18 protein-coding genes are annotated in these 22,652 nt (G+C 68.6%); 14 read left to right on the top strand and 4 right to left on the bottom strand.

Translation table 11 applies throughout. The features are described 5' to 3' along the window. Positions 1 to 154: 154 nt before the first annotated feature. The gene (locus ACIBGM_RS44340) at positions 155 to 4,267 is read left to right on the top strand and encodes a DUF6531 domain-containing protein (protein ID WP_396388988.1); all 4,113 of its coding nucleotides are present in this window, start codon (positions 155 to 157) and stop codon (positions 4,265 to 4,267) included. A 1,585-nt stretch (positions 4,268 to 5,852) separates the two neighbouring features. Here ACIBGM_RS44340 and ACIBGM_RS44335 read toward each other — a convergent pair. Beyond that, a complete protein-coding gene (locus tag ACIBGM_RS44335) occupies positions 5,853 to 6,464 on the bottom strand; it encodes a nitroreductase family deazaflavin-dependent oxidoreductase (RefSeq protein WP_396389006.1) in 612 nt (203 codons plus the stop codon). On the opposite strand from ACIBGM_RS44335, the gene ACIBGM_RS44330 reads away from it, so the two are divergent. Both ACIBGM_RS44330 and ACIBGM_RS44325 read left to right on the top strand, forming a co-directional pair. Next, positions 6,463 to 6,642 carry a hypothetical protein gene (locus tag ACIBGM_RS44330; protein WP_396389007.1) on the top strand — a complete coding sequence of 60 codons (180 nt, stop codon included), beginning with the start codon at positions 6,463 to 6,465 and terminating at the stop codon, positions 6,640 to 6,642. The genes ACIBGM_RS44335 and ACIBGM_RS44330 overlap by 2 nt on opposite strands. 450 nt (positions 6,643 to 7,092) lie before the next feature. Next, positions 7,093 to 7,662, top strand: coding sequence for a LysE family transporter (locus ACIBGM_RS44325; protein WP_396388987.1), 570 nt, complete (start codon positions 7,093 to 7,095; stop codon positions 7,660 to 7,662). Here the strand turns inward: ACIBGM_RS44325 and ACIBGM_RS44320 are convergent. Further along, complete coding sequence (locus tag ACIBGM_RS44320; protein ID WP_396388986.1) at positions 7,659 to 11,048, bottom strand: UvrD-helicase domain-containing protein; 3,390 nt, start codon at positions 11,046 to 11,048, stop codon at positions 7,659 to 7,661. The genes ACIBGM_RS44325 and ACIBGM_RS44320 overlap by 4 nt on opposite strands. Beyond that, on the bottom strand, positions 11,041 to 14,124 hold the full coding sequence (locus ACIBGM_RS44315) for a PD-(D/E)XK nuclease family protein (protein WP_396388985.1): 3,084 nt from the start codon (positions 14,122 to 14,124) through the stop codon (positions 11,041 to 11,043). Before ACIBGM_RS44315 ends, ACIBGM_RS44320 begins: the two co-directional genes overlap by 8 nt. Positions 14,125 to 14,247: 123 nt before the next feature. On the opposite strand from ACIBGM_RS44315, the gene ACIBGM_RS44310 reads away from it, so the two are divergent. From ACIBGM_RS44310 to ACIBGM_RS44260, 11 genes are all read left to right on the top strand, one after another. After that, positions 14,248 to 14,445 (top strand): hypothetical protein, encoded by a 198-nt coding sequence (locus tag ACIBGM_RS44310; protein WP_360535143.1) that lies wholly within the window; start codon positions 14,248 to 14,250, stop codon positions 14,443 to 14,445. Positions 14,446 to 14,452: 7 nt separating this feature from the next. Then, positions 14,453 to 14,848, top strand: a complete 396-nt coding sequence (locus ACIBGM_RS44305; protein ID WP_396388984.1) for a VOC family protein — start codon at positions 14,453 to 14,455, stop codon at positions 14,846 to 14,848. 103 nt (positions 14,849 to 14,951) lie between these two features. Further along, entirely contained in the window at positions 14,952 to 17,705 is a 2,754-nt protein-coding gene (locus tag ACIBGM_RS44300) for an FtsK/SpoIIIE domain-containing protein (protein ID WP_396388983.1), read from the top strand. Continuing rightward, positions 17,702 to 18,379, top strand: coding sequence for a hypothetical protein (locus ACIBGM_RS44295; RefSeq protein WP_360535137.1), 678 nt, complete (start codon positions 17,702 to 17,704; stop codon positions 18,377 to 18,379). Before ACIBGM_RS44300 ends, ACIBGM_RS44295 begins: the two co-directional genes overlap by 4 nt. Continuing rightward, positions 18,376 to 18,654 carry a hypothetical protein gene (locus ACIBGM_RS44290; RefSeq protein WP_360535135.1) on the top strand — a complete coding sequence of 93 codons (279 nt, stop codon included), beginning with the start codon at positions 18,376 to 18,378 and terminating at the stop codon, positions 18,652 to 18,654. Before ACIBGM_RS44295 ends, ACIBGM_RS44290 begins: the two co-directional genes overlap by 4 nt. Next, positions 18,655 to 19,908, top strand: a complete 1,254-nt coding sequence (locus tag ACIBGM_RS44285; protein WP_360535133.1) for a hypothetical protein — start codon at positions 18,655 to 18,657, stop codon at positions 19,906 to 19,908. Continuing rightward, positions 19,908 to 20,384 (top strand): hypothetical protein, encoded by a 477-nt coding sequence (locus tag ACIBGM_RS44280; protein ID WP_360535131.1) that lies wholly within the window; start codon positions 19,908 to 19,910, stop codon positions 20,382 to 20,384. The genes ACIBGM_RS44285 and ACIBGM_RS44280 overlap by 1 nt, the downstream gene beginning before the upstream one ends. A 68-nt stretch (positions 20,385 to 20,452) precedes the next feature. Continuing rightward, positions 20,453 to 20,761, top strand: a complete 309-nt coding sequence (locus ACIBGM_RS44275; RefSeq protein WP_360535129.1) for a hypothetical protein — start codon at positions 20,453 to 20,455, stop codon at positions 20,759 to 20,761. Positions 20,762 to 20,786: 25 nt separating this feature from the next. After that, entirely contained in the window at positions 20,787 to 21,224 is a 438-nt protein-coding gene (locus ACIBGM_RS44270; RefSeq protein ID WP_396388982.1) for a hypothetical protein, read from the top strand. A gap of 169 nt (positions 21,225 to 21,393) precedes the next feature. After that, entirely contained in the window at positions 21,394 to 21,615 is a 222-nt protein-coding gene (locus ACIBGM_RS44265) for a hypothetical protein (protein ID WP_360535125.1), read from the top strand. Then, on the top strand, positions 21,612 to 22,007 hold the full coding sequence (locus ACIBGM_RS44260; protein ID WP_360535123.1) for a hypothetical protein: 396 nt from the start codon (positions 21,612 to 21,614) through the stop codon (positions 22,005 to 22,007). Before ACIBGM_RS44265 ends, ACIBGM_RS44260 begins: the two co-directional genes overlap by 4 nt. A gap of 180 nt (positions 22,008 to 22,187) precedes the next feature. Here ACIBGM_RS44260 and ACIBGM_RS44255 read toward each other — a convergent pair whose 3' ends face one another. After that, positions 22,188 to 22,493: a hypothetical protein gene (locus tag ACIBGM_RS44255; RefSeq protein WP_360535121.1), complete on the bottom strand. Its 306-nt coding sequence runs from the start codon at positions 22,491 to 22,493 to the stop codon at positions 22,188 to 22,190. Positions 22,494 to 22,652: the final 159 nt, after the last annotated feature.

Below are 22,652 nucleotides of genomic sequence, written 5' to 3'. Positions count from 1 at the left end.
TCCCTGACACGCTTTCGCAGATCGTAGGCGACACCCCGCTCACCCACACGCCAGGGTCACTTCCCGTTATCCACAGCCGGTAATCATCCGCTCCGGAGAGCCTCCGATCTCCGTAAACTCTCAGTGACAGGAGATCAACCGAGCGGAGGCGACCATGAACCCTGTCCGGCGATTGCTCGCCTTGCTGGTCGGTGTGCTCCTGGCGGTTCAGCCTGCCCCAGTCGCGCACGCCGCACCACCGGGCACGTGTGTCCACGTCGACGTCGCGGTGACCGCGAGCGGCGAGCTCCTGACCAAGGGCCCGCAGATCGCGCACGACGGCGGCTTCGCCCACGCCGGCACCGGGCAGAAGTTCACCTTCACGGCGCGAACCTTCGCGCCGTCAGGCAACATCTGCACCATCCAGCTCGCGGACCTGCGCACCTGGAAGGCGACCGCCTGGCCGTGCGAGAACCGTCCGGCGCCCAAGCCCGCGCGGACCCAGTCACTGACCTGGTCGATCACGGTGCCGGTCGACTGTGCGCTGACGAGCTCGCCGGGGTTGCTGAGTGCATCGCTGACCAACGGCAAGGGCTCGGCGAGCGGCAACGTGATGATCTACGCAGGTGCTCCCGGGTTCGTCCTGCCGGACCTGCAGGCGCGGGGTCTCTTCGGTCCGTTCGCGCTGCAGTCCGACCCGGTCAACTCGCTGACCGGCGCCCTGGTCGCTTCCGAATCAGATGCCTCCGTGAACGGGCTTGGCGTCCCGCTGACGGTGACGCGGACTTACAACTCCAACGACTCGACTGCCGGTCCACTCGGTCGTGGCTGGCGTCCGTCGTACTCGGATCGGCTGACGCTCGACGCGCGTGGCGCGCGGTACGTGGCGTCGGACGGACGGGAGATCGGCTTCGAGCGGCAGGGGACCGGCTTCGTCGTCGAGCGCGGGGTTGCCCGGTTCCGCCTGGCGCGAGTCGGCAACGAGTATTTGCTGACGAGTTTCGACCAGTTGCGGATGCGGTTCTCGCCGGCTGGCGAGCTGGTGTCGATCCTCGACCGGAACGGTCAGGGTGTCGCGATCGAGCGCGTCTCCGGCCGCGTGGCAACGGTGACGAACGGCCGGCGCTCGTTGTCGTACGACTACAACGAAGTCGGCCTGATCACGTCGGTCCGGCTGTCGGGGCCGGGCGTCGAGCCGCGGACCGTGCGCTATGAGTACGACGATGGGCGGCTGACCGGCGTGACGTCGCCTGGTGGCGTGCGGACGCGGTACGCGTACGTCGACGGTCGCCTGCAGTCGGAGACGGTCGGAGACTCGGCAAAGCCGTCCTTCGTGACCGAGTACGACGGTGACGGGCGGGTCGTCGCCCAGACGGACGCGAAGGGTGGCAAGTCGACCTGGTCCTGGGACCCTGCCGGCATCCGCGGTACGTCGACGATGACCGACCCGACCGGCGGGAAGTGGATCAATGAGTACGAGCGCAACTGGCTCGTCCGCCAGGTCGACCCGACCGGCGCCACGGTCACCTTCCACTACGACTCGGCCGGCAACCTCATCCGCGTCTTCGACAGCCTCGGTCACGGCGCACGCCACACCTACGAAGCCCTCGGCCGGGTCGTCTCGTCGGCGGATGCCGGCGGCAACGTCACCCGCCGGTCCTACAACGGCTTCAACGACGTGGTCGCGACGATCGATCCGCTCGGCCGCAGTACGACGTACTCCTACGACGCGCGTGGCAACTCGGTCGGGGCGACGTACGCCGGCCGGACGTCGACGGTCGCGTACGACGGCCGAGGTCTGGTGACGCAATCACGGGATCCGCTCGGGCGGGTCACGCGGTTCGCGTACTCCGAGGATGGCGACCTCGTCAGCGTGACCGATCCGGCCGGGCGAGTCGCTCGCTATGAGGTGGACGGCTGGGGTCGACTGACGAAGGCGACCTCACCGCGGGGCGGCGTCAGCACCTACACCTACACGCCGGATGACCAGCCGCTCGAGCAACGTGGACCGCTGGACGTCACGACGCGGCAGACGTACGACGGCCAAGGCCGGTTGGCGACCATGGTCGACGGCCGCGGCAACACCACCCGGTTTCGGTACGACGACACCGGCACCCTGGTCGGCGTCACCCGACCATCGTTGCCGGAGGCCACCGCCACCTTCGACGCGTCCGGGCGCCTGACCAAACGTGTGGACGCGAGCGGCCGGGAGCAGACCTTCTCGTACGACGCCGCCGGGCGGACGGTCGACACGACGTTCGGTGGTCGCACGTGGCGCTTCAGCTATGACAAGGCCGGTCGGCTGATCCGCACGACCTTGCCGTCGGGGAAGTCCGCGTCGTTCACCTTGGATCCGCGTGGCGCGGTGACCAAGATCGCGTATTCCGACAAGACCCCGACCGTCAGCTTCGCGTGGGATGCAGTCGGCCGCCGTACCTCGATGACCGACGCACTCGGCACGACCCGCTTCGGGTACGACGCCTTCGACCAACTGACGTCAGCCGGTTCGGTTGCCTATCGGTGGGATGCGGTTGGCAACCTCATCGGGCGTACCGCAGCCGGGCGTACCGAGAGCTACACGTGGGATGTAGTCGACCGTCTCTCGTCGGCCTCGGTCGACGGGAAGCCGCTGGCGTCGTACCGCTACGACCCGCGCGGCACGATCACGACTACGCTCCCGGGCGGACTCGTCGAGACCCGCGCACTCGACCTGCGAGACCGAACAACCTCGCTGACGGTGGTTCGTGGTGGCGGCCCGGTCCGGTCGATCACCTCGTCGTACGACGCCGCCGACAACGTGATCCGCTCCGACGATTCGGTTGCGGGCAAGTCGTCGTACACCTATGACGTCCTGAACCGCCTGACCGGCGTCTGCTACGGCGTCGACGAGTGCACCGACGACGCCCAGGACTTCATCCGCTACGACTACGACCCCATCGGCAACCGCACCTGGGAGCAACGCCCCACCGGGAGCACCTGGTCGTTGTACGGCCCCGGCAGCGAACTCCTCGCATCCATCACCGCGCCCGCGACGTACCCGCTCGACCCGCCGAGGTCCCAGGTCTACACCTATGACCCCGACGGCAACCTGACCTCCGACGGAACCACGACTTACACCTGGTCCGCTGCAGGCAAACCCATCACCTCAACCACTGCCACGGGAAAGACCACCTACACCCACACCGGCGACGGCCGCCGGGCCACCTCCACCACCGGCTCCCAAACCACCAGCTACCTCTGGGACCCGCTCTCACCCCAGATCCTCGCCACCAACACCGCCCGCTACCTCTACGGCAAAGGCCTGCTGGCGACAGCGGCAGGCCCATCCCTCACCCCACTGACCACGACCCCCACCGGCACCGTCCTCACGACCGCCACCCCAACCCCCACCCACCACACCTACGACCCGTACGGCCTCCCGCGCACCCCCACCAACGGCTCCACGTCAGCCGGCCCGGGCTATATCGGCGGCCTCAAACTCCCCAACGGCAACTACCTACTCGGCCAACGCGAGTACAACCCTTCCACCGGAACCTTCCTCACCCCCGACCAAGGCGGATCCCCCAATCCCTACGCCTACACCTCCGGCAACCCCCTCAAATCCACCGACCTCCAAGGCCTCTCCGACATAGAAGGCACCCTCACCGACGTCTCCCACCTCACCGGCTGGGCCTCCACCGCCGCCCTCACCGGCGCCGTCATCTGCACCCTCGCCCGCCCCTGCGCCCCCGCCGTCCCCATCCTCATGCAAGTCTCCGCCGCCACCGGCCTAACCTCCGCCGCCACCGCCGGAGTCCTGGACGCCCAGGCGTGTGTTGTGAAGGGCAACTGCGCCGCGCTGACGGCTCAGCTTGCCGTTGGCGTCGTCGCGAGCCGGCTCCCTGCCGCAGGACTGGCCGAACGTGCCGGTCCGGGGATGGTGACGGTCTATCGTGTCGAAGGATCTGGCAATCAGCGGCTGAGGATCGGGCAGTCCGGGGATGTCAGCGTCAGAGGTAACGGGATGCTGTTCCTCAACTTCGGCGACAAAGATCGTGCGCTCAGCTACTACCAAAGACGACACGCACAGGGATACGGCGACACTCAGATGAAGGCATTCGAGGTCCCGCAGTCATACGTTGACTCTCTGCGTCGATCGGCTGTCCCCGAGAGCGAAGCACGGCTTGCTCCGGATGCGCCGCTGCTTGTCGACGCGACCAAAGCCAGGGATCAATTCGGACTCAGACAGTGTCACGTCCCGGAGTTGATCCAACAGATACAACCTGGGAGCGGAAGGATCATCTGTTGAATCGCGATGTAGAACGCCGTTATCTGGAGGGCGTAGGCCATTCCCCGGCGTCGTTGGGGGTCGGGCTTGAGCTCTCGGTCAGATCCTCGGACAGCGAGTCGGTCCTCGCGCGCTGCCGGTCGGTTCTGCTGAGGGTCCTCGAGCTCGGAGGGGAAGACTGGCCGACTCTGGACGTGTGGCGGAGCCAACTACCTGGCTGGTTCGTGGATGCCTGTGGACCGGAGCGGACGGTGGAGGAAGCTCGGGAGTGGTTGAGTTGGTGGAGAGCATTACCGCCGGATGAGCAAGCGGCTGCTACGGAGGCAAAGCGCTGGGCGCTCTCGGACTGGTTATGGTGGCTGGAGCCTGCTCAACGCACCTGGTACTGGCTTGGCGCCGAAGTGATTGACTCTCGTGATCTCCGGATCTTTCTGGAGACAGACGGGTCGCCCGCGCCGTACGGCGCGCTGCGTTGGCTACTGAAGGCCGCCGGAGCCACCGCAGTCGAAGAGCTCTGAGTCGGTGAGCAGGAATCGAGGACGGTTGAGCGAGGCCTGCTGAGCATCAGACACTCGGCGGCCTCGCGCAGACATTCCGGGCCACCGTGCGTTCGCTGGCGTCTTGATGTCCTGGCAGATTCCGGCGCGTCGCCGACTTGGGGCCGACGTCTGTGTGGCTTGACTGCTGAATGACCAACCATTCCAGGGCTGGGAGGCGCTGTCGTTCGACGAGCATCGCGGGGAGTGCGGAGGCTGATGGGCGCTGTGGTTGAGCTGGTGATCGGGGTGAATGAGACGAAGATGATCGCGGGTATGGGAGTGCGCCTGCGTCTTCGTTCGTGCCATCGCCGAATCAGCTCGAGATGTTGGGGGATTCGCTGAGTGCGTCTCGTGCTCGGGACGTGTTGAGAATCGTGGCCGATGGTGAGGAAGTCCCGGGCCTGACGACGTACGGGCTGACCACGCGTTGTGGCTGGCACTCGAGCATGTTTCCTTCTGACGCGTGGGTGGGGGCGCCCGAGGTCAGCGAGTTCATGCTGTACGGCGTGACGTGGGAGGTCATGAGGTGGGACGTGCCTGTCAGTATCTGGCCCACCGGTCATGAGTTCGTGTCCGCAGTGCGTCGGACGTTGCGTGCGATGATCGACTGGGTTGCTGTGTGGCTTGGGTCGGAGCGGAGGGAATTCCGTTCTGTGATCCGCCCGGTCTGTTCGATCCTGTCTGTATGGCTGGGGGAGTCCTCGCGTGGATGACCGATGCCGGCGACTTCGACTGCCGTTGGATCCGGACCGTCCTGTTGCTCGAGCCATCGACGAGATCCTCGTAGCGCTCAGAAACCACGCGAGCGGCCTCGCGGACGCCACCGACATGTGGCCGGACTGACCGGGCCGCCCTCTCGGTCCGTGGCGGAGCGCCCGACGGCGGGTGGGCGGCGGTCGTTGCCTGGGTGTCTGACTGGCGTCGAGTGTGACGCCGTACGGCGTTTGCGTCGCGTCGCGTCGCACGAGATGACGACGCCGACCGGGGATTGGTCGAGGGAGACTGCTGTGGTGTCGGCGTACGGCTGGGTGGGAGTGCGTTGTAGGCCCAGGGGACCAGGCCGACGCTCAGGCTCGCGATCGCGGAGAACGCGTGCTGAGCGGGGGCGGGAGTTGGCTGTCACGTGGCGTGGCTTGGTTGGTGCTGGGTGGGGGCGGTGGGCGGGGATAGTGGGTTGGCTGCGGCGGGGTTCTCTGCGGCGATGGCGGTGCTGGGCTGGGGGTGCGGGAGATCGTCGGCAGGAGCTGCCGGGGCAGTTTGGTCGGTGGCGCGGTGGGGTGGGCCGGCGTGGCCTGGGGTGCACATGGGGGTTCTTTCTGGTGGTGGTGGTCGGTGGGTGAGGTCAGCGGGGGGCTAGGCGGATGATGGGGTATTGGCGGGGGGTCTTGGCTTGGTACTTGGCCCAGCGGGGCTGGGCTGTGGTGATGCGGTGCCAGGCTTCGGTGCGGGTGGGGCCTTCGAGGGGGGGTGGGGGTGACGGGGAGGGGGGTGCCGCCGGCGAAGGTGATGGTGGCTTGGGTGGGGTGGGCCATCAGGTTGGCGTGCCAGTCGGGGTGCTGACTGCCGCCGCCGGAGGCGACTACCAGCCAGGCGTTGTCGCCGTCGGGGAACCAGGCCAGCGGGACTTCGCGGGGTTCGCCGCTGCGGCGGCCGATGGTCTGGAGGACGAGTACGTCCATGCCCATCATCTTGTCGCGGCCGGCGTGGATCTTGCGGGAGGTACGGGCGTTCATCGTCCGCTGGATCCAGCGGGAGAACGGGCCGGGGGTGCCGGGCTTGCGCTTCGCGGTCTGCTGGTTGGTCGTCATTGGTGCCTCTCCAGAGTTCGTGGTGGTGTCTCTGGTGGCAACGCTATGAGCGGGCCCGCCGCGGGGGCTTCTCGATTCCTGACCGATCGCCACCGGAGCCTTCTCCGGTGTACGCGGGGGCTAGGTGGTGGCGGCTATTTGGGAGGGGAGGGGGTAGGGACGTGCGGCGGGGGCCCACTGGATGCGGACGGGAGACGTGGCGAGGGAGGCACGCCAGGAGGCTTCGGATCCGTGGTGGGTCGGGTCGTTGTCGAACAGGGCGCGGATCTGGTGGTACGTCGTCAGGCCAAATGCGGTATGCAGGAGCTAATTGGGTTGCTGGGTTCGGGACCGGCGCTGATGATGCGGGTATGGAGACGACCCGTGAAGTGTTGCTGATGAACCGTGCTGCCGGAGGGGCGGCTCGGGGTCAGCAGGCCGGTCGTGGTTGGAGGGCGAACCCGGTCGTGTTGTGATCGGGGTGCTGGTCGCCGGGTTGCTGGCGGGGTATGGGATTGCCATGCCGGTCGGGCCCGTGGGGACCTATCTGGTGGCGTTGACGGCGCGGAGTTCGTGGCGGGTCGGCGCTTGTGCGGCGTTGGGGATCGCGTCGGCGGACGGGATCTATGCGTTGGTGGCTGCGGTCGCGGGCACGGCGTTGGCGCCCGTGATCGAGTCCGTCGTCGTGCCGTTGCGATGGGCGTCGGTCGCGGTGCTTCTCGCGCTCGCGGTGAGCGGCGCAACGAGAGCGGTACGGCGATATCGCGCGCACCGGCTGACCGGGATCGAGCAGGACATGCCGGTCAGTGTGTTGAAGGCGTACGTCGGCCTGCTCGGCATGACCCTGTTGAGTCCGATGACGGTGATCTACTTCGCCGCCCTCGTACTGGGCGGGTCCAACGCGATGACCGCGGTCGAGCGGGCCGTGTTCGTCGCAGCGGCGTTCGCGGCGTCGGCTAGCTGGCAACTGTTGCTCGCGGGCGGTGGCGCGTTGCTCGGACGCGTGCTGACCGGACACCGAGGCAGGCTGCTGAGCGCGCTCGGTTCGAGCCTGGTGATTGCCGCGTTGGCCGTCAATCTCGTTGCCTAGAGCAAACGCTCCACCGCGCCGGCTGGGTTCAGGAACAGCAGCACCGGCGTCCCGGAGTTCGGGATCGTGGCTGCGTAGGCCTGGAGCTGAGGCGCGTAGTACGCGACCCGGCTGTCCAGCGCGGCCGCGGGTACGGCGTCCGTCTTGTAGTCGACGATGACGAGACGGCCGTCGTCCTCGCGGTAGATGAGGTCGACGAAGCCCTCGAGGATCGTCCCGTCCGGTTGCAGACTGCCGACGTACGACTCACGCCAGTGCTCGCGTACGGCGGCCCGCTTCACCACGTCGGCCGCCAATGCGGATCGCGCCAGCGCGGCCACGACGTCGGCGTACTCGAGGACGCCCTCGGCGAGGCACTGCGCAGCGACGGCGGCGTCGAGGCCGGCGCCGGTGCTCAGATCGACGACCTGCATGACGCCGTGCACGGCACGACCGATCGCCGTACCGTAGCGGCCCTTCGACCACGGTGGGAGCTCGAGGTCGCGGGCTGCCTTGGCCGTGCCGGGGTCGACGTCAGCTAACGCGACGTCCGGCCCCGTCCCTTCCAGACCGGACGCACTCTGGGCCGAGCGCTGGCGGCTGGCGGATCGGGCGGCGGCGACGCGGTTCTCCCAATCGGTACGGGCGATTGGCGGGGTGACGTCGGCCGACGACCGGGGCTCGCGCTCGACCGGAGCTGGGCTGTCGAAGAGCGTGACGTGCGGTGCCTCGACGCCGCCGGCCGACGCGAGGAGCTCGGCATTGCTGGAGTGGCGTCGGTTGCCGGACCGGTGCAGCGACACGACCAGGTGGTCGCGCGCCCGGGTGGCGGCGACGTACAGCAGGCGGCGGCGTTCGAAGTCGTCCATCTGCTCGTCGACCGGCTGGACGAGGTCGAAGTCCTCGGTCTGCACGGACGACTTCAGCTTGACCGCGTACCCGCCGTCCGGCGGCCACAGCACCTGGACACCGCGCTGCCGGTTCGGCGCGGCCGTCATACCGGACAGGATGACGATCGGGAACTCCAGGCCCTTCGCGGCATGGATCGTCATCACGCGTACGGCGTCCGCGTCGGTCTCGGGGAGGACGGCCTCCGCGACTCGCGACGCCTCCTCGCCTTGGTGCGCGGCCCACGCGAGGTACGAACGCAGGCCGCCGTGTTCCACCTCGGACCACGCCCGCGCCTGATCGACCACGAACCGGACCCGGCGCCACGCGTCCCGCGCCCGCGGCCCGATCGCGGCGACCTCGAGCATCCGGCGATCGGCGACGATCTTCGCCAGCACCTCACTCGGGGTCATCCAGCGGGCGGCGTAGTACGTCCGGCGCAGCCACTCCATCGCCTCGCCGACCGGATGAGTGAGCAGCGAGTCAGGCACCGGCGCGGTCAGGGTGAACGAGCCGCCCGATCGCTTCCAGACGTAGAGGTCGTCGTCGCCACATCCGAAGAGCGGCGAGCGCAGGGTGGTGACGAGCGCGAGTTGGTCGCTCGGGTCGCCGAGGGCGCGGGCGCATGCGAGGAGGTCGCGGACCTCTGCGGTCTGGTAGACGAGGGAGCTGGCCTCGGCGCGGTAAGGGATGTCAGCGCGGTCGAGGGCGTCTTCCAGGAAGGGGAGTGAGGTGCGGGCAGGGACGAGTACGGCGATGTCGCCGGCTTCCGCTGGACGCCAGCCGCGGGTGCGCTCGTCGTACACCAGCCAGCCGTTGCTCAACGCCTGTTCGATGGTCGCCGCAACGTCGACCGCCTCGCGCTCGCGGAGGACGGACGCCTGCGCGCGGGGGAGGTCGGCGTGCGGCTCGGCACCGAGGATGGTGACGGCGGGGCCGGACAGTTGCTCGTCGTAGGAGTCAGAGCTGGCGACAGGGGTGTCGTCGTCGGAGGTAACGCGCCGGAAGGGAAGCACCGTCGCGAGATCGGCAGAGTCGAACAGGTCGCCGAGCAGCGAGAGCTGGTCCCCGCTGACGTCAGTTGGTTGCGGAGGAGGGACCCGGGGAGAGTCCGCGGACGGGCCGGCGCGATGAGGAGCGAGCGCCTGGTACGACGGCTGGGCCGCCTCCTGGGGTTGGATCAACGACCCGAACACCGCGTTGATCCAGTCGAGGACCGGCGACACCGTGCGGAAGTTGGTGGTCAACGCGACCGTCTCGCCGAGCAGGTCCTGGGCCGTCAGGTACGTCGCGATGTTCGCCCGCCGGAACCGGTAGATGGACTGCTTCGGGTCCCCGACCACGAACAGCCGTCCTTCCGGCACCTCCACGTCACGCCAGTCCTCAGCCGACGCCTCGGCACCACCGGCGATCCGCACCGCCAGCTCGATCTGGATCGGATCCGTGTCCTGGAACTCGTCCAGCAATAGCCGCTCGAACCGCTCCTGCAACGCCGACCGCACCGACGCGTCCCGCCGAAGCAGGTCACGCGCCAGCACCAGCAAGTCGTGGAACTCCAGCCGCCCCTCCGCCCGCCGCAGCTCCGCCGACTCCAGCACCCGCTCCGCAATCCAGTGCGAAAGATGCCGGAGGCAAGCGTCCAGCAGCAGCTCGACGAGCGATCCGGCGACCTCGACCACCTCGGTGCAGTCGCCGCGCACCCGGTTGATGTCCGGCCAGTTCTCCTTGCGCCCGATCCGGCCGACCTTCAGCCCGCGCAGCGTCTGCAGGATCGCCAGCTGCGTCTCCTGGTCGGTCGCGGCGTCCAGCATCACCCCGAGCTCACGGATCTGCTGCACCCTCGGCAGCAGGCGATCCTCGGCATCGAGGCACGACTCCGCAACGGCACCGATCTGCGCGGCCGCCGCGACCAGCCCGGTGAGATCCGGCATCGCGACCAGCTCGGGCGGATCGACCAGCACCCGCTCGGCGATCAGGTCCCAGTCGTTCCCGAACAGCCGCGCCAGCGACCGCAGGTGCTTCAGCTCGACCCCGACCGCCATCGCCAGCAGCAGCGGTTCCGCGATCGAGTCGTCGTCGAGCAACAGCTGCTGCAACTCCGCCCAGCGCTCCTCGAACGCGACGGACGAACCCACCTCGTCCAGTACGTCGATGAGCGGCGGCAGCCCGGCCTCGATCGGATGCGCGAGCAGGAGCTGCTGCGCGAACGCGTGCAACGTCCCGATCGACGCCGAGTCCAGGTCGTCCAGCGCCGCATCCGCCAGCTTCCCGGCCGGCCCCTTCCGCGCCTTCTCGAACTCGACCCGCAATCGGTCGCGGAGCTCCGCCCCGGCCTTCTCGGTGAACGTCACGGCCGCGATCGTCCGCAGGGGTACGCCGTCGCGCAGCACCAACGTCGTCACCCGGTCGACCAGCGCGTGCGTCTTCCCCGACCCGGCGCCCGCCTCGACGAACAACGTCGCCGACGTGTCGGACTGGATCCGCTCCCGCGCCGCGCTGTCCAGCAAGAACTCACTCATTGCCGGCCTCCGCGAGCGCAGTCGGGTCGATCAACCGGACCAGGCGGGACAGTGTCGGATCAAGCCGTTTCCGGTCCCATCGCGCTCGCACCTCGCTGTGCCCGATCCCGTCCGGGTTGCAGTAAGGGCACTGCACCCAGAGGAAGTCCGGCACCTCGGGCGCCTTCGGTGGGAAGTACCCGGCCGCGATCGACGACACGATCACGTCGAGCGTCTCGACGTACCGGGCCTCGACGTCGGGAGTCAGCGGCACCGGGATCCGCTTGCCGCCGCGCCGGACGAACCAGTACGACGCCTCGACCGGTGTCGACGGTTCACCGAGCCGGGCGCGCGCGGCGTACGCGTAGACAGGCAGTTGGAGCTTCGTCCCACCCGCCACCGGGTCGGACTCGATCGCCTCATACCGCGAGAAGCCGCCGGTCTTCACGTCGGTCACGTAGATCGTCCCGTCCCGCCCGAGGTCGACCTTGTCCGCGCTGCCGCGCAGCAGCACCCGCCCCGACGGCACCGGGATCTCCACCGGCGGCTCGCCGTCGAACCCGAACCGCAGCTCCGAAGCGACCACCGACGCATCCCGGTCGGCCCGCCAGTGGTCATCGTCGTTCAGCAGCACCATCAGGTCGCCGAGGATCCGCAGCCGCTCCCGCTGCCACAATCGCGGATGCCCGGTCAGCCCTTCCGCCTCGAACTGATCGGCCAGGTCCGCACCGATTGCCAGCAGCAACGACCGCTGCTCGGCCGACCAAGATTCGCCGTACGACGGCAGCGAGCCCGCCAGTCGTGACACGAAAGCGTCCAGGCTGTTGTGGATCAGGTTCCCCACCTGAATCGGCGAGATCACGAGCAGATCCTCCGGCGCCTCCAGCGGCTCCACCTGAAGCAACCGCTCGACGAAGTACGCATGCGGGCAGGTCGCATACGCCTCCAGCAACGTCGGCGACGCGACCCGGTCCTCCACTGCGTACTCCGGCAGCCCCGACACCCCGGACAGATCTCCATCGAAGCGCGTGAACGCGTTGCTCGCCCGCCCACGCAACAGCTCCCGCGCCCGAACGACGACCTCGTCGTCGAGCCACAACCGGGCCGACACCGCCCGGACCTGCCACTCCTGCTCGGTCGCCGGCATGGTTGCCGTCGTCAATGATCCCGCGTGCGACGCCGACGTCTGCAGCCGATCGCCGTACGAAGCCTGGTCCCACTCGGTCGCGGCGAGCGCGTGATCCCCGGTCAACGACCGCATCGTGCCCAGCAACCACCGAGTCGGAAGTCGCCGCGACGAACGCCGCAGATCGCCGCGCGGGAACGACGCCACCACCTTCCGCGAACCCGCTGAGAACGCCACCAGCAAATGCCGTTGCTTCTCGTCCAACCGGTCCCGGAACGACGCCAACTCGGGCGCCGCCGCCTCGCGGACCCGATGGGGGAGCAGCGCGTCTTCGTGTACCCGCCCCGGATAAAGATCCTCCGACAGCCCGACGACGTACACGATGTCGGCCGACAACCCGACGCTCGCCGACAACGGCGCCACCAGAACACCGGTCCCGAACGTCCCGACCCGAGGAAGCGACTGCTGCAGCTCGAGATCCAGCACATCGCGCAGCACCGTCAGGCTCGCCGGCGTGCCCAGCGCGTCCAGCGTCGACAGCCCCTTCAACGACCCCTCGACCGCGACCGCGGCGTACTGCTCCTCGACCGGCAGGGACGAGTAGTCACCAAGCAGGTCGTTGAAGAGCTGCAGCACACCACCGGCAAGCTCCGACCACGTCTCCAGCGCGGCGATACCACCAAGCCGGCGGCGGAGCTCGGAAGCAAACGCATGCAAGCGTTCTGCGTTGGCTGCGTTGTACTGCGCACGCCGCACAGCTGCCGGTCGTGGGTCCTCGGCTGCCTCCTCCTGGTTCGCCGTACGGCGCTCGGACTCGGCGTACCGCGCGAGCCGGGCGTCCCAGTCGTCGCCACGGACCACTCCGGCGACTCGGGACATCCGCTCCCACTGCGGCACCGGGATGCGCTCGCCGGTGAAGTCACGCGTCGGCGCGTTCGCGAGCGCACGGAAGACGTCGGCGCGGGGCAGGTCCTGGTCGACGAGGGCGAGCACCTCGAGCAGCGTCCGGGCGATCGCGCGCTCGTGCACCGGCCGGGTGCCGGGTCCGTTGACCTCGATCCGGGCAGCGGCCAGGTGCTCGTGCAGAAGCCGTGCGTACGGCGTTGCGGCCGTGTAGAGGACTGCGATCCGATGGGCCGGGGTCTTCTGCAGCGAGGCGACCACGTCCCGGACGACGCAGCGCACCTCGTCGTCGGCGTCGGACGCGTTGAGCACCTCGGTCGCGACCGGGTAGTTCTTCGAGATCGACGACGGCAGATCGATCCCGATCCGTTCCAGCGAACGGCGGACCGCTCGGTCGGCCCGCCGTACGTCGGTGAGCCCGACGATGACCGTGAGATCGGCCGCCGCGGACCCCAACGCCTCGACGAACGCTGCCTGGGTCTGGGTGAGCTCCTGCGGAAGGTAGAGGACGAGAGCGCCTAGCTCAGCGACCAGTCCAGGGTCGGTGGTGATCCGGGCCGCGGCTGCGCGGAGCAGGTCGGTCTCGTCGTACCACTCTGGGGCGAGCTCCGTCGTCACGTGGCGGTGCAGGCGGACCAGGTCGGGGCCGAGCACCGATGCGCCGGCGACGCTCTCGAGGGCTGGATCGGTGAGGTCGCGGAGCTCCTTGTGGGCTGAGGCAAGCGCTTGGATGGTTGACGGGTGCTCGGCGACTTCCTGGAAGATGCCGGGCGCCTTGGACAGCGCCGTCCGCCAGGTCGCCGCGACGATCGGCCGGGTCGCGGGGCGGCGCGGTGACAGCACACCCGCGGCCAGCTGCTCGGCCAGGCGCTCCAGCGTTGCCAGGTAGAGCCCTGCGATCCCTGACAGGGCGAGGTGGCGGCGGGCGACGACTCCGGCGAGGTTGTTGGGCAGGAGCAAGGTGACAGGCTTCATCGGATCGTCGGCCTTCAGCCGCGCGACGACGGCCTGCAGACGTTCCAGAGCGGCCGCTCCGTAGGCGGTCGTCTCGATCCGGGTCCCGCTCACCTCAAACCCCCGATCTGTCCAAGTTCCACCGCAGACGCTAAACCCTGCCACGGACAGAAAGATGACGGGGCGCGAAACGCCAAGGTTTCTGCAGGCTGGACGATCCGCTCCCACAATGAAGAAATGACCAGGGAGACGTCGATCGCGCGGGTGCTGCTCGTGCTCGTCTTCGCGCCCGCCGGCGGTCTGTTCGGCAAGGCGGTGGCTGAGGCCGCGCAGGGCCGGCAGTGGTGGCCGTGGCTGGTCGCGGCGCTGGTCTGGCTGGTGCTGACCGGGCTGGTCTCGGTGGTGGTGACGAGCCATTTCGACGAGCACCGATAATGCTCCGATGGTCGCCGCGGTGCATCACATCGAGCTCTGGGTCCCAGACCTGTCCAAGGCGCTGAACAGCTGGGGCTGGGTCCTCAACCGGTTGGGCTGGAAGGACGGTGACGGCTGGCCCGGCGGGATGACCTGGATCGCCCCGGACAGCTGCTACCTGGTCGTCGAGCAGAGCCCGGCGATGTCGGCGGCGGAGCACGACCGGCTCCGCCCTGGGATGAACCACCTCGCCCTGACCGCGGCCGGCCGGGCGGAGGTCGACGCGATCGTGGCGGAGGCGGCCGGGCACGGCTGGACACTGATGTTCGCCGACCGGCACCCGTACGCCGGCGGCCCGCAGCATTACGCCGCCTTCCTGCACAACGAGGACGGCTACGAGCTCGAGATAGTCGCACCGGACTAGTTGGTGAGACTAGGTATGCCTGGAGTGACCACTGGGTCTGGTGGTGTGACATGGTTACTCCAGGCAAGTGGTGTCGCGGGGCAGAAGTGGAAGGACGGTGCTCGTGACGGAGAAGCCTGACGGGGGAAGTACGCCCGGACCGGTTTCACCGGAGCTCCTGGAGGCCCGGATCCGCGGTCTCCAACACGCGCTGGGGCAGCTGCTGGAGGACGCCCGACAACTGACGTACGGCGAGCACCAGCGAGCCGTGCAGCTGCATCGTCAGCTACAGGAACAGACTGCGGTCGCCCGACGCGAGTCACGGGCCCTGGTGGACGCCAAGACCGCCGAGGCACTGGCCAGTGCCGAGCCGACCGCGCGTCTGCTGGCGGACAAGCTGGCGCCCGGGCTGGCGTCCATACCGCCCAACGACGCACGCTGGCGCTCGCGGCAACTCGTCGGCGCGGGCATCCCGTCGTACGTGCGAGTGGGCGAGCTAGACCCTGGTACGCCGGTCGCTGCGCCACTGCTGCGGACGAACGGGTGGCGTGTGACCGCCGACCGCCACGAGTCCGCCCGCAGGCTGCTGCAGAGCGTCGCACTGCGCCTGGTAGCGGCCGCCGAACCCTTCCGGCTCCGGATAGACGCGTTCGACCCGCGGCTGACCGGGACGATGGGCCTGCTCGGTCACCTGACCACGAAGTACCCGCAATTGGTGCCCAGGGCAACGCACACCGCCGAGCAGCTGCACACAGTGCTGTCCGGACTGGTCGATGTCTCGTCGCTGCGCGCCAGCAGGCAGGCACAACTGGGGCACGAGCGGTTCGAGGACCTCATCCGGGAGACGGGCCGAGTCACTGACCCCTATCGGCTGGTCATCTTGTTCGACTACCCGGCAGGCATCGACACGCTCGCCCAGCGCGACCTGCTCCGGCTGGCCGCGACCGGTGGCGAGCGGGGCATCTGCTTCCTGGTCCACCACGACCCGTCGATGACACCAGAGAACGACGTCGACACCAAGCAGCTGCTCGACATGCTGACCCCGGTCGCCATCGCCGGCGAGAAGGTGGAGGTCGCTCAGCTTCCCGGCGTACCGGCGAAACTCGACCCGCAGTTCGACGCGAACGTTGCCGCGGGCATCTGTGACGTGGTGGCCGAGCTGGCCGACATCGCCGTACTGCCGACGATCGACTTCGACCGGACGCTGCCGGACCGCTCGACCTGGTGGCAACCGGTCAAGGACGAGCTGAGCACAGTGATCGGGTACGACGACCGGACGCCGGCGCTGGTGCGGTTGCGCAGCGGCAACCCCGCGCTGCCGCATGTGCTCGTCGGTGGCGCCGTCGGCCAGGGCAAGTCGAACCTGCTGCTGGTGATGATCCACGGTCTGGCCGCCCGGTATGCCCCGGCCGACCTGGAGATGTACCTGCTCGACTTCAAGCACGGGGTCGAGTTCTCCGCACTGGGTCCGGCGGCGGAGCGGGAGCACTGGCTGCCGCAAGTGCGCGTGCTCGGGATCCACAGCGACCGCGCGTTCGGTCTCGCCGTACTGCGGCACCTGTCGGACGAGCTGGCGCGGCGCAGCGAGATCTTCAAGGCGCATGGCAACGTTGCCGACATCGCGGAGCTTGCAGCCGGCCCTGATCGGCCGCCGCGCCTGCTCGTCGTACTCGACGAGTTCCAGGTGCTGCTGGAGGACGACGACGAGCTTGCTGACGAGGCGGCCAAGTTGCTGGAGCGGCTCGTCCGGCTGGGACGCGCGTACGGCGTTCACGTCGTACTGGCGACGCAGACGATCGAGGGCGTCAAGCGGCTGTCGACCAAGCGGGACTCGATCTTCGGACAGGTGCCGTACCGGATCGCGCTGAAGACGACGCCGGCCGACGCGCAGGCGATCCTGCGGAGCGGGAACACGGCGGCGGCGGAGCTGCAGTTCCGCGGTGAGGCGGTGCTGAACGCGAACTTCGGCTCGCCGGACGACAACCAGCACGTACTGGTGAGCTTCGCCGACAAGCCGGTGCTGGACGAGCTGCGGCGCGAGCTGTGGACGCGGGCGGGGGAGGCGGCGCATCCGCCGCGCATCTTCCACCTGGCCGAGCCGGCGCGGCTGGCGGACACTGCTGCTGCGGTCAAGCCTGAGCTGGGGCGGCCATGGACGGGGCTGCCGATCGCAGTGACTGAGGCGCCGGTGCAGGTGGAGGTGCGTCCCGAGCCAGGGGCCGGCGTACTGGTGCTGGGTGACGGTCCGGCTGACGCCATCGGCGTACTGAGTGGGCTTGCGTTGTCTGCGGCTGCCGCTGCGGTGGACCCGCCGCGGTTCGTGTTCGTCGACGGCACCAACTCGTCGCCTGCTGTTGCTGATGGCAAGGGGGCGTTGATCCAGGCGCTGCGGCAGCTGGGGTGCGAGGTCGAGACAGTCGACAAGCATGACGACATCGCGCCACGGTTGTTCGCGCTGCGGGACCAGGTGCGGAACGGGCAGATCGGTGGGGAGACCTATCTACTCGGGTTTGGGTTCCACGGGGTACCGAAGATGCAGGTGCATGCGGAGGGGTTCTTCGAGAGCCCTGCGAACGCGCTGCAGGACATCGTCCGGGACGGGCCGTCGCAGGGGCTCATCACCTTCGGCTGGTGGAACCGGCTGCACGTCTGCACCGAGCAGCTCGGGTACGGGCGGGCCAACGTCGCGACCCACCTCTTCCTCAAGCACCCGCAGGACGGCGTGCGCGCAGTCTGCGGTCCGCTGGTGCGCTGGGCGTCTGAACCGCACCGGGCACTGCTGTGGGACGGCCTGCACCCGGAGGCACAGGTCGTCGTACCGTTTGCCGCACTGCGGTCCGACGAGGTGGACCGCGCGGTGGAGTTGGTACGGCGATGAAGACGGAAGAGCAGCAGTGGGCTGAGTACGCACGGGCGCTCCGACAGGTCGCAGGAGCCCGGGCGGACGCCCAGCAGGCGCAGGACCGGGTGACTGCCCACAAGTCGAAGGCAGAGGCCACTGCACTCGCCGAGGCCGACGCTATGGCCGAGCGCGGCCGCAAGGTGGAGGCCCGGCTGAACGCGCTGGCCGAGCAGGCTGCGGCCAGCCTGCAGCGGGCCGGACTGCCCGCGGAGGGCAAGCGGGTCAACATCGCGTTCCCGGACATCCGTGCGCTGACTGATCTGGAGTCGGCGGCGACCCGGATCACCAAGCAGCTCGGTGAGGCGGTCGACCAGCTCGAGCAGGTCCGCGCTGACGCCCGGGCGGAGCAGGAGCGGCGCAAGCGCCGTACCATCAGCGCAGCACTGACACTGGTCGGGTTCGTGGTGGTGTGGGTGGTCACGCGGTCGTTCCTGGCCGGCGTCGAGGCAGCAGCCATCGCTGCGGTCACGATGCTGGCTGCGTCGCGGGTGCTGGGGCTGCCGCGGCTGCCCGGCGCGCGCTGGTGGGGCTGGGGAGGTGCAGTCGTGGTCGTCGCGGTGATGGCGGCCGGACTGCCCTGGTGGCTGGCGATCCTGGTACCCGTGATCGTGTCCGGTACGGCGATCGTGCTGCCGAAGAAGCGTGGTTGAGGGAGAGGGTTGATGTGTCCGACGTACAGCGGCTCAAGGAACAGCTGCACCAGGTGTCGATGGAGGCCAAGCAGGCCGCCGGCGGCCTGGCCGGGTTCAAGCTCCGCTTCACCCAGCACAGCCAGCAGGTGGAGAGCCTGATCGCCGGTACGGCGACCGGCGTCGACCGGGACATCTCGGAGATCCTGGACGCCGCCGGTAAGGCTGTCGAACAGGCCGCCGAGGCGCTGGAGATCGCCTCGGCCGGATGCAAGAGCTACGCCGACCAGATCTAAATGGTTTCGGACCTGCAGCGAGTCGCCCGAGGTCTGGTCGACTGCCTCGACGAGGTGCCGCAGGTGGTTCAGCACCTGCAGCGCACCGCGGACCGCTGCCGTGAGAACGCCGCGACCGCGATAGCCGCCTCCCACGGCCGCGCCACGGTCGCTGCCCAGCAACTCGACGCGGCCGCCCGCGCATGCGAAGCCGCGGCCCACTACCTGTCGATGGCGCCCCCGAAGGCGCGCGCCTGGGCTGAGCGCCTCGTCGGCGACTCCCGCAGTACGAACCGGCCCTCCAGCGACTCCGCCGACCGCAACAAGGCCACCCGCGGCCGGGACGACGTTTCCGAACGGGATTCCCAGGGCCGCCCGAAACGCCTCACCGCCCGCTACGACGACATCGAACTCCCCGAGCAGGACGACGACGAGTCCCCACTCGTCACCGTCGCCCGCAAAGCCTTCGAGAAGTTCCGCAAACAACGCGAGAAGGACGAAGAGCAGCGCGAGGACCCCGAAGAGCTCGAGGTCGAGATCACCGTCACCGAAACCGGCGAGCTCACCATCGAGGAACGCAACGAAAAGGAAGACCAGAAACGCGAGGACCACCTCCGCCAGGACTTCCAGATCGAGGTAGACCTCACCGAACCCATCAAGAACCTCCTGGCCACCATGGCCGACTCCGCAGCCGAAACCTGGGACCACGCCGAGCTCACGATCACCCCGACCCAGATCGAAGCCACCTTCGACTACCCCGAAGACAATCCCGACCCGATCGCCGTAGACATCAACCCCACCCTCGACTTCGACCCAGCCTTCGACCTCCGCCCCCTCGGCGACGACTTCGCCCCTGGGATCCACGATCCGGACGGCATCTTCGACGGCAAGGAGCAGGAGATCGCGAAGGTGCTCGAGCGACAGGGGTGGCGCGTCGACGCACGACGTCCCGACCACACCACTCGCAACAGGAAGAATCCGGACTCGGCGGTTCGCAGGAGTGGCACCGAGGAGGGAGTGATCATCGAGTTCAAGACGCTTCGCGAGGGCACTCACTCAGCGGTGAAGCGCAACATGCTCGAAGGCACCGGCCAGGCGACGCAGGACCGCCCGCGCGGTGAGGTCGTCATCGACGGACGGAACGTCGGGCTGTCGGAGGCGATCGCGGACCGCGGATACCGGCGGGCTCTTGGTCAGCCTGGCAAGACCGTCGCAGACGTTGTTCATGTCATCCTCGGTGACGGGCGGATGGTCACCTACACGAAGGAGCAGTGATGTCCACCAGCGACAACGTGTTTCTGGCTGCGGCTGAACCTGTCGATCAGTTCGCGCAGTGGCTGGCCGGGGCGATCGGTCTGGAACCGCTGCATCCTGAGGACCTGCAGACCGGGGAGTACATGTTCCGGGGCCAGGCGCGGACGGCCGAGGGTGATCTCATTCTGCTGGTCGCGCCGAACGGGTACAGCGAGGTCGATCCGGAGCCGGAGGACGTCCAGGCGCTCGATCCGTACCCGATCGATGTGCAGGTTCGACTGGCGGGGCGCAAGGACGAGAAACTGCAGTTGCGCGAGACCCAGGCGGTCTTCGGTGAACTGGTCGAGTCAAGGCCCGATGTCGCCATGCTCCTCGTACACAACCTGGACACCTTGGTGGCAGCGCACCTGCCGGGAGTGGGCACCCACACCTTCGATCAGCCCATCAGCCCGGACGCCCCCGACATCGACACCTGGCGCCCCTGGGTCATCGGCTGAGCCGGGTGCGCTGGTGTCGACGGACGACGACATCTTCTTCGCCTCGGACGTGCCGCTGGCCACGACGGTTGACCGAGCCGAACACGTACGGCGAGGCCGATCCTGAGCCCGAGGATGTCTCGGCGATCGACCGCTACACGGGAGTGGTCGAGGTCCGCCTCGCGGGCAAGAGGGACGAGGAGTTGCAGTCACGGGAGGCACGCGCGGTGTTCGACGAACTGGCGGAAGGCCGCCCCGGCGTCGCGCTGGTCCTCAGCCACGACCTGTCCATGATCGTCGCGACGTACCTGCCCGGCGCCGGCGTGCACTCCTTCCCGCCCGGTACGACACTCGACATCCCGGATGACACCGTCTGGCGCCCATGGGTCGTCGCCTGACGTGTCTGTCGTCGACTGTGTCTTCGTGGCCACCGCGGAGTCGCCGGGGCAGGTGGCTCGGTGGCTGCGTGAGGTCGCCGGGTGTGAGGGCGGGAGCGTGGACGGTGCCGCCGTTCGCATGCGGGTTTGGGCGACGACTGTGGACGAGTGGCTCGGGGTGGTGGCTCAGCCGAACGGGTACGTCGAGGTGGATCCGGAGCCCGAGGACGTCCAGGCGCTCGATCCCTATGCGATCGAGATCCAGGTCCGGGGCGGGCGCAGGGAAGCCATCCTGCACGCTGAAGCGCGGTTGATTTTCGACAAGCTCGTCACCTCGCGCCCGGACCTTCCGATGCTCCTGGTCCACAACCTCGACACGCTCGTCGCAGCGCACCTGCCCGGCGTGGGCACCCACACCTTCGACGAACGAATCACGCCGGACGCCGCCGACGTCGACTCCTGGCGCCCTTGGGTCGTTGCCTGAATCACCTCTGTGTGGTTTGGGGAAGTTCCGCCGAAGTGCGTCATGAAGTGTTGTGGGGGGCGTCACTTCCTTGAACCCATCCCCACAGGGAAGTGGAAGTGATTGGTATGGACGGTTGTTCTTCGATGTCGCTGATGGGAACGCGCCGGCCGGGTAGGCGGGTGCACTGATGTCCGATCCTGTTCCTCAACGTCGCCGCGTACTGGTGTGGTTCGGGGACCACGTCGTCGCGGACTACCGGGCGGAGGCCGACCTGGCCGAACGCTACGCAGCAGCCATGGCGCGCCGGTTCGCCGGCCTGCGCGTGACCAGTGACCCGATCCCCGACGCCGACCCCGGCCCGGACCGCACGCTGCCGGGCGAACGGCTCTGGGAGGTAGCCCCGAAATGACGGCCCGTCGCTTCCGGCTGATCCGCCATCATGACGTCTCCGGTGTCAGCGGCACCGGCCCCGTCGCCGAGGGCGTCCAGTTCACCGACGGAGCGGTCGCGCTCCGCTGGTACGGCGACTATCCGACCACCACAGTCTGGGACGGTATCGAGTCCGTGGTCGCCATCCACGGCCACGGCGGCGCCACCGAGGTCGAGTGGCTCGACCCGGAGCAGGGGCCGGACCCCGACCTGAGACTGCCGCCGCGGGAGTCTCTTCCACCGAGACCTTGGCCGGATCTGCACTCCGCCCCCGAGCCACAGGACCCCGATCCCCTGCACAGCGACGGCAGCAGCGGTTCGTACGGCGGTGCGCCGCCGGCCGGCTGGTCGTCGTACCGGGTGTTCCGATGAGCCGGACCGGGTCCGGCGCCGCGGACCCGGTCTGAATCGGGTGGCCGGTGCCGACTCCTCCCTTCCGGCACCGGCCGACCGAAACCACCCCGTTGCCCAAGGCACCAGTACGGCGACCACCCGGGCGTGGCTCGGGCCCAGCCGGACTCGCGATGCGACTGGGCCCGAGGGATCAGCGGGTCACTCCATCGCCTGTGTCACGTCCAGGTTGTAGTACTTGGCCGGCCCGTCGCACAGTTCCATCATCTTGGCGGCGAACTCGGAGGTGTCGGCGCGGTTCGAGTTCGCCATCGCCTCGTCGTACGACCCGAACTGGACGATCGCGAAGTACCGGCCCGGCTCGTCCCGGTCGGCGCACGTCATCGCGATGGTCGGCGCCGAGCCCTCACCGGAGCCCTCGCGGGTCTTGCGGAACTCGTCGTTGAGCGCGGCGATCTCGTCCGGCTTCTGCGTCCGGTACTCGATGATCTGAACGAAAGCAGCCATTTCTCCCCCTTGCCCATGGCCCCCACTTTCGGCGGTCCCTGCCTCGACACTGCGCCCCGATCGGCGTGACCGCAAGGGTTCGGGTACGGCGGTGACCGCATGCCCTCGCGGCATCACGAAGCGTTCGGTTCTGCCGTCAGCAGAGCAGCCTGGGTTTTG

The organism is Kribbella sp. NPDC050470 (assembly GCF_044458365.1).
Taxonomy (GTDB): domain Bacteria; phylum Actinomycetota; class Actinomycetes; order Propionibacteriales; family Kribbellaceae; genus Kribbella.
This window is presented reverse-complemented; position numbering and strand designations above follow the sequence as displayed.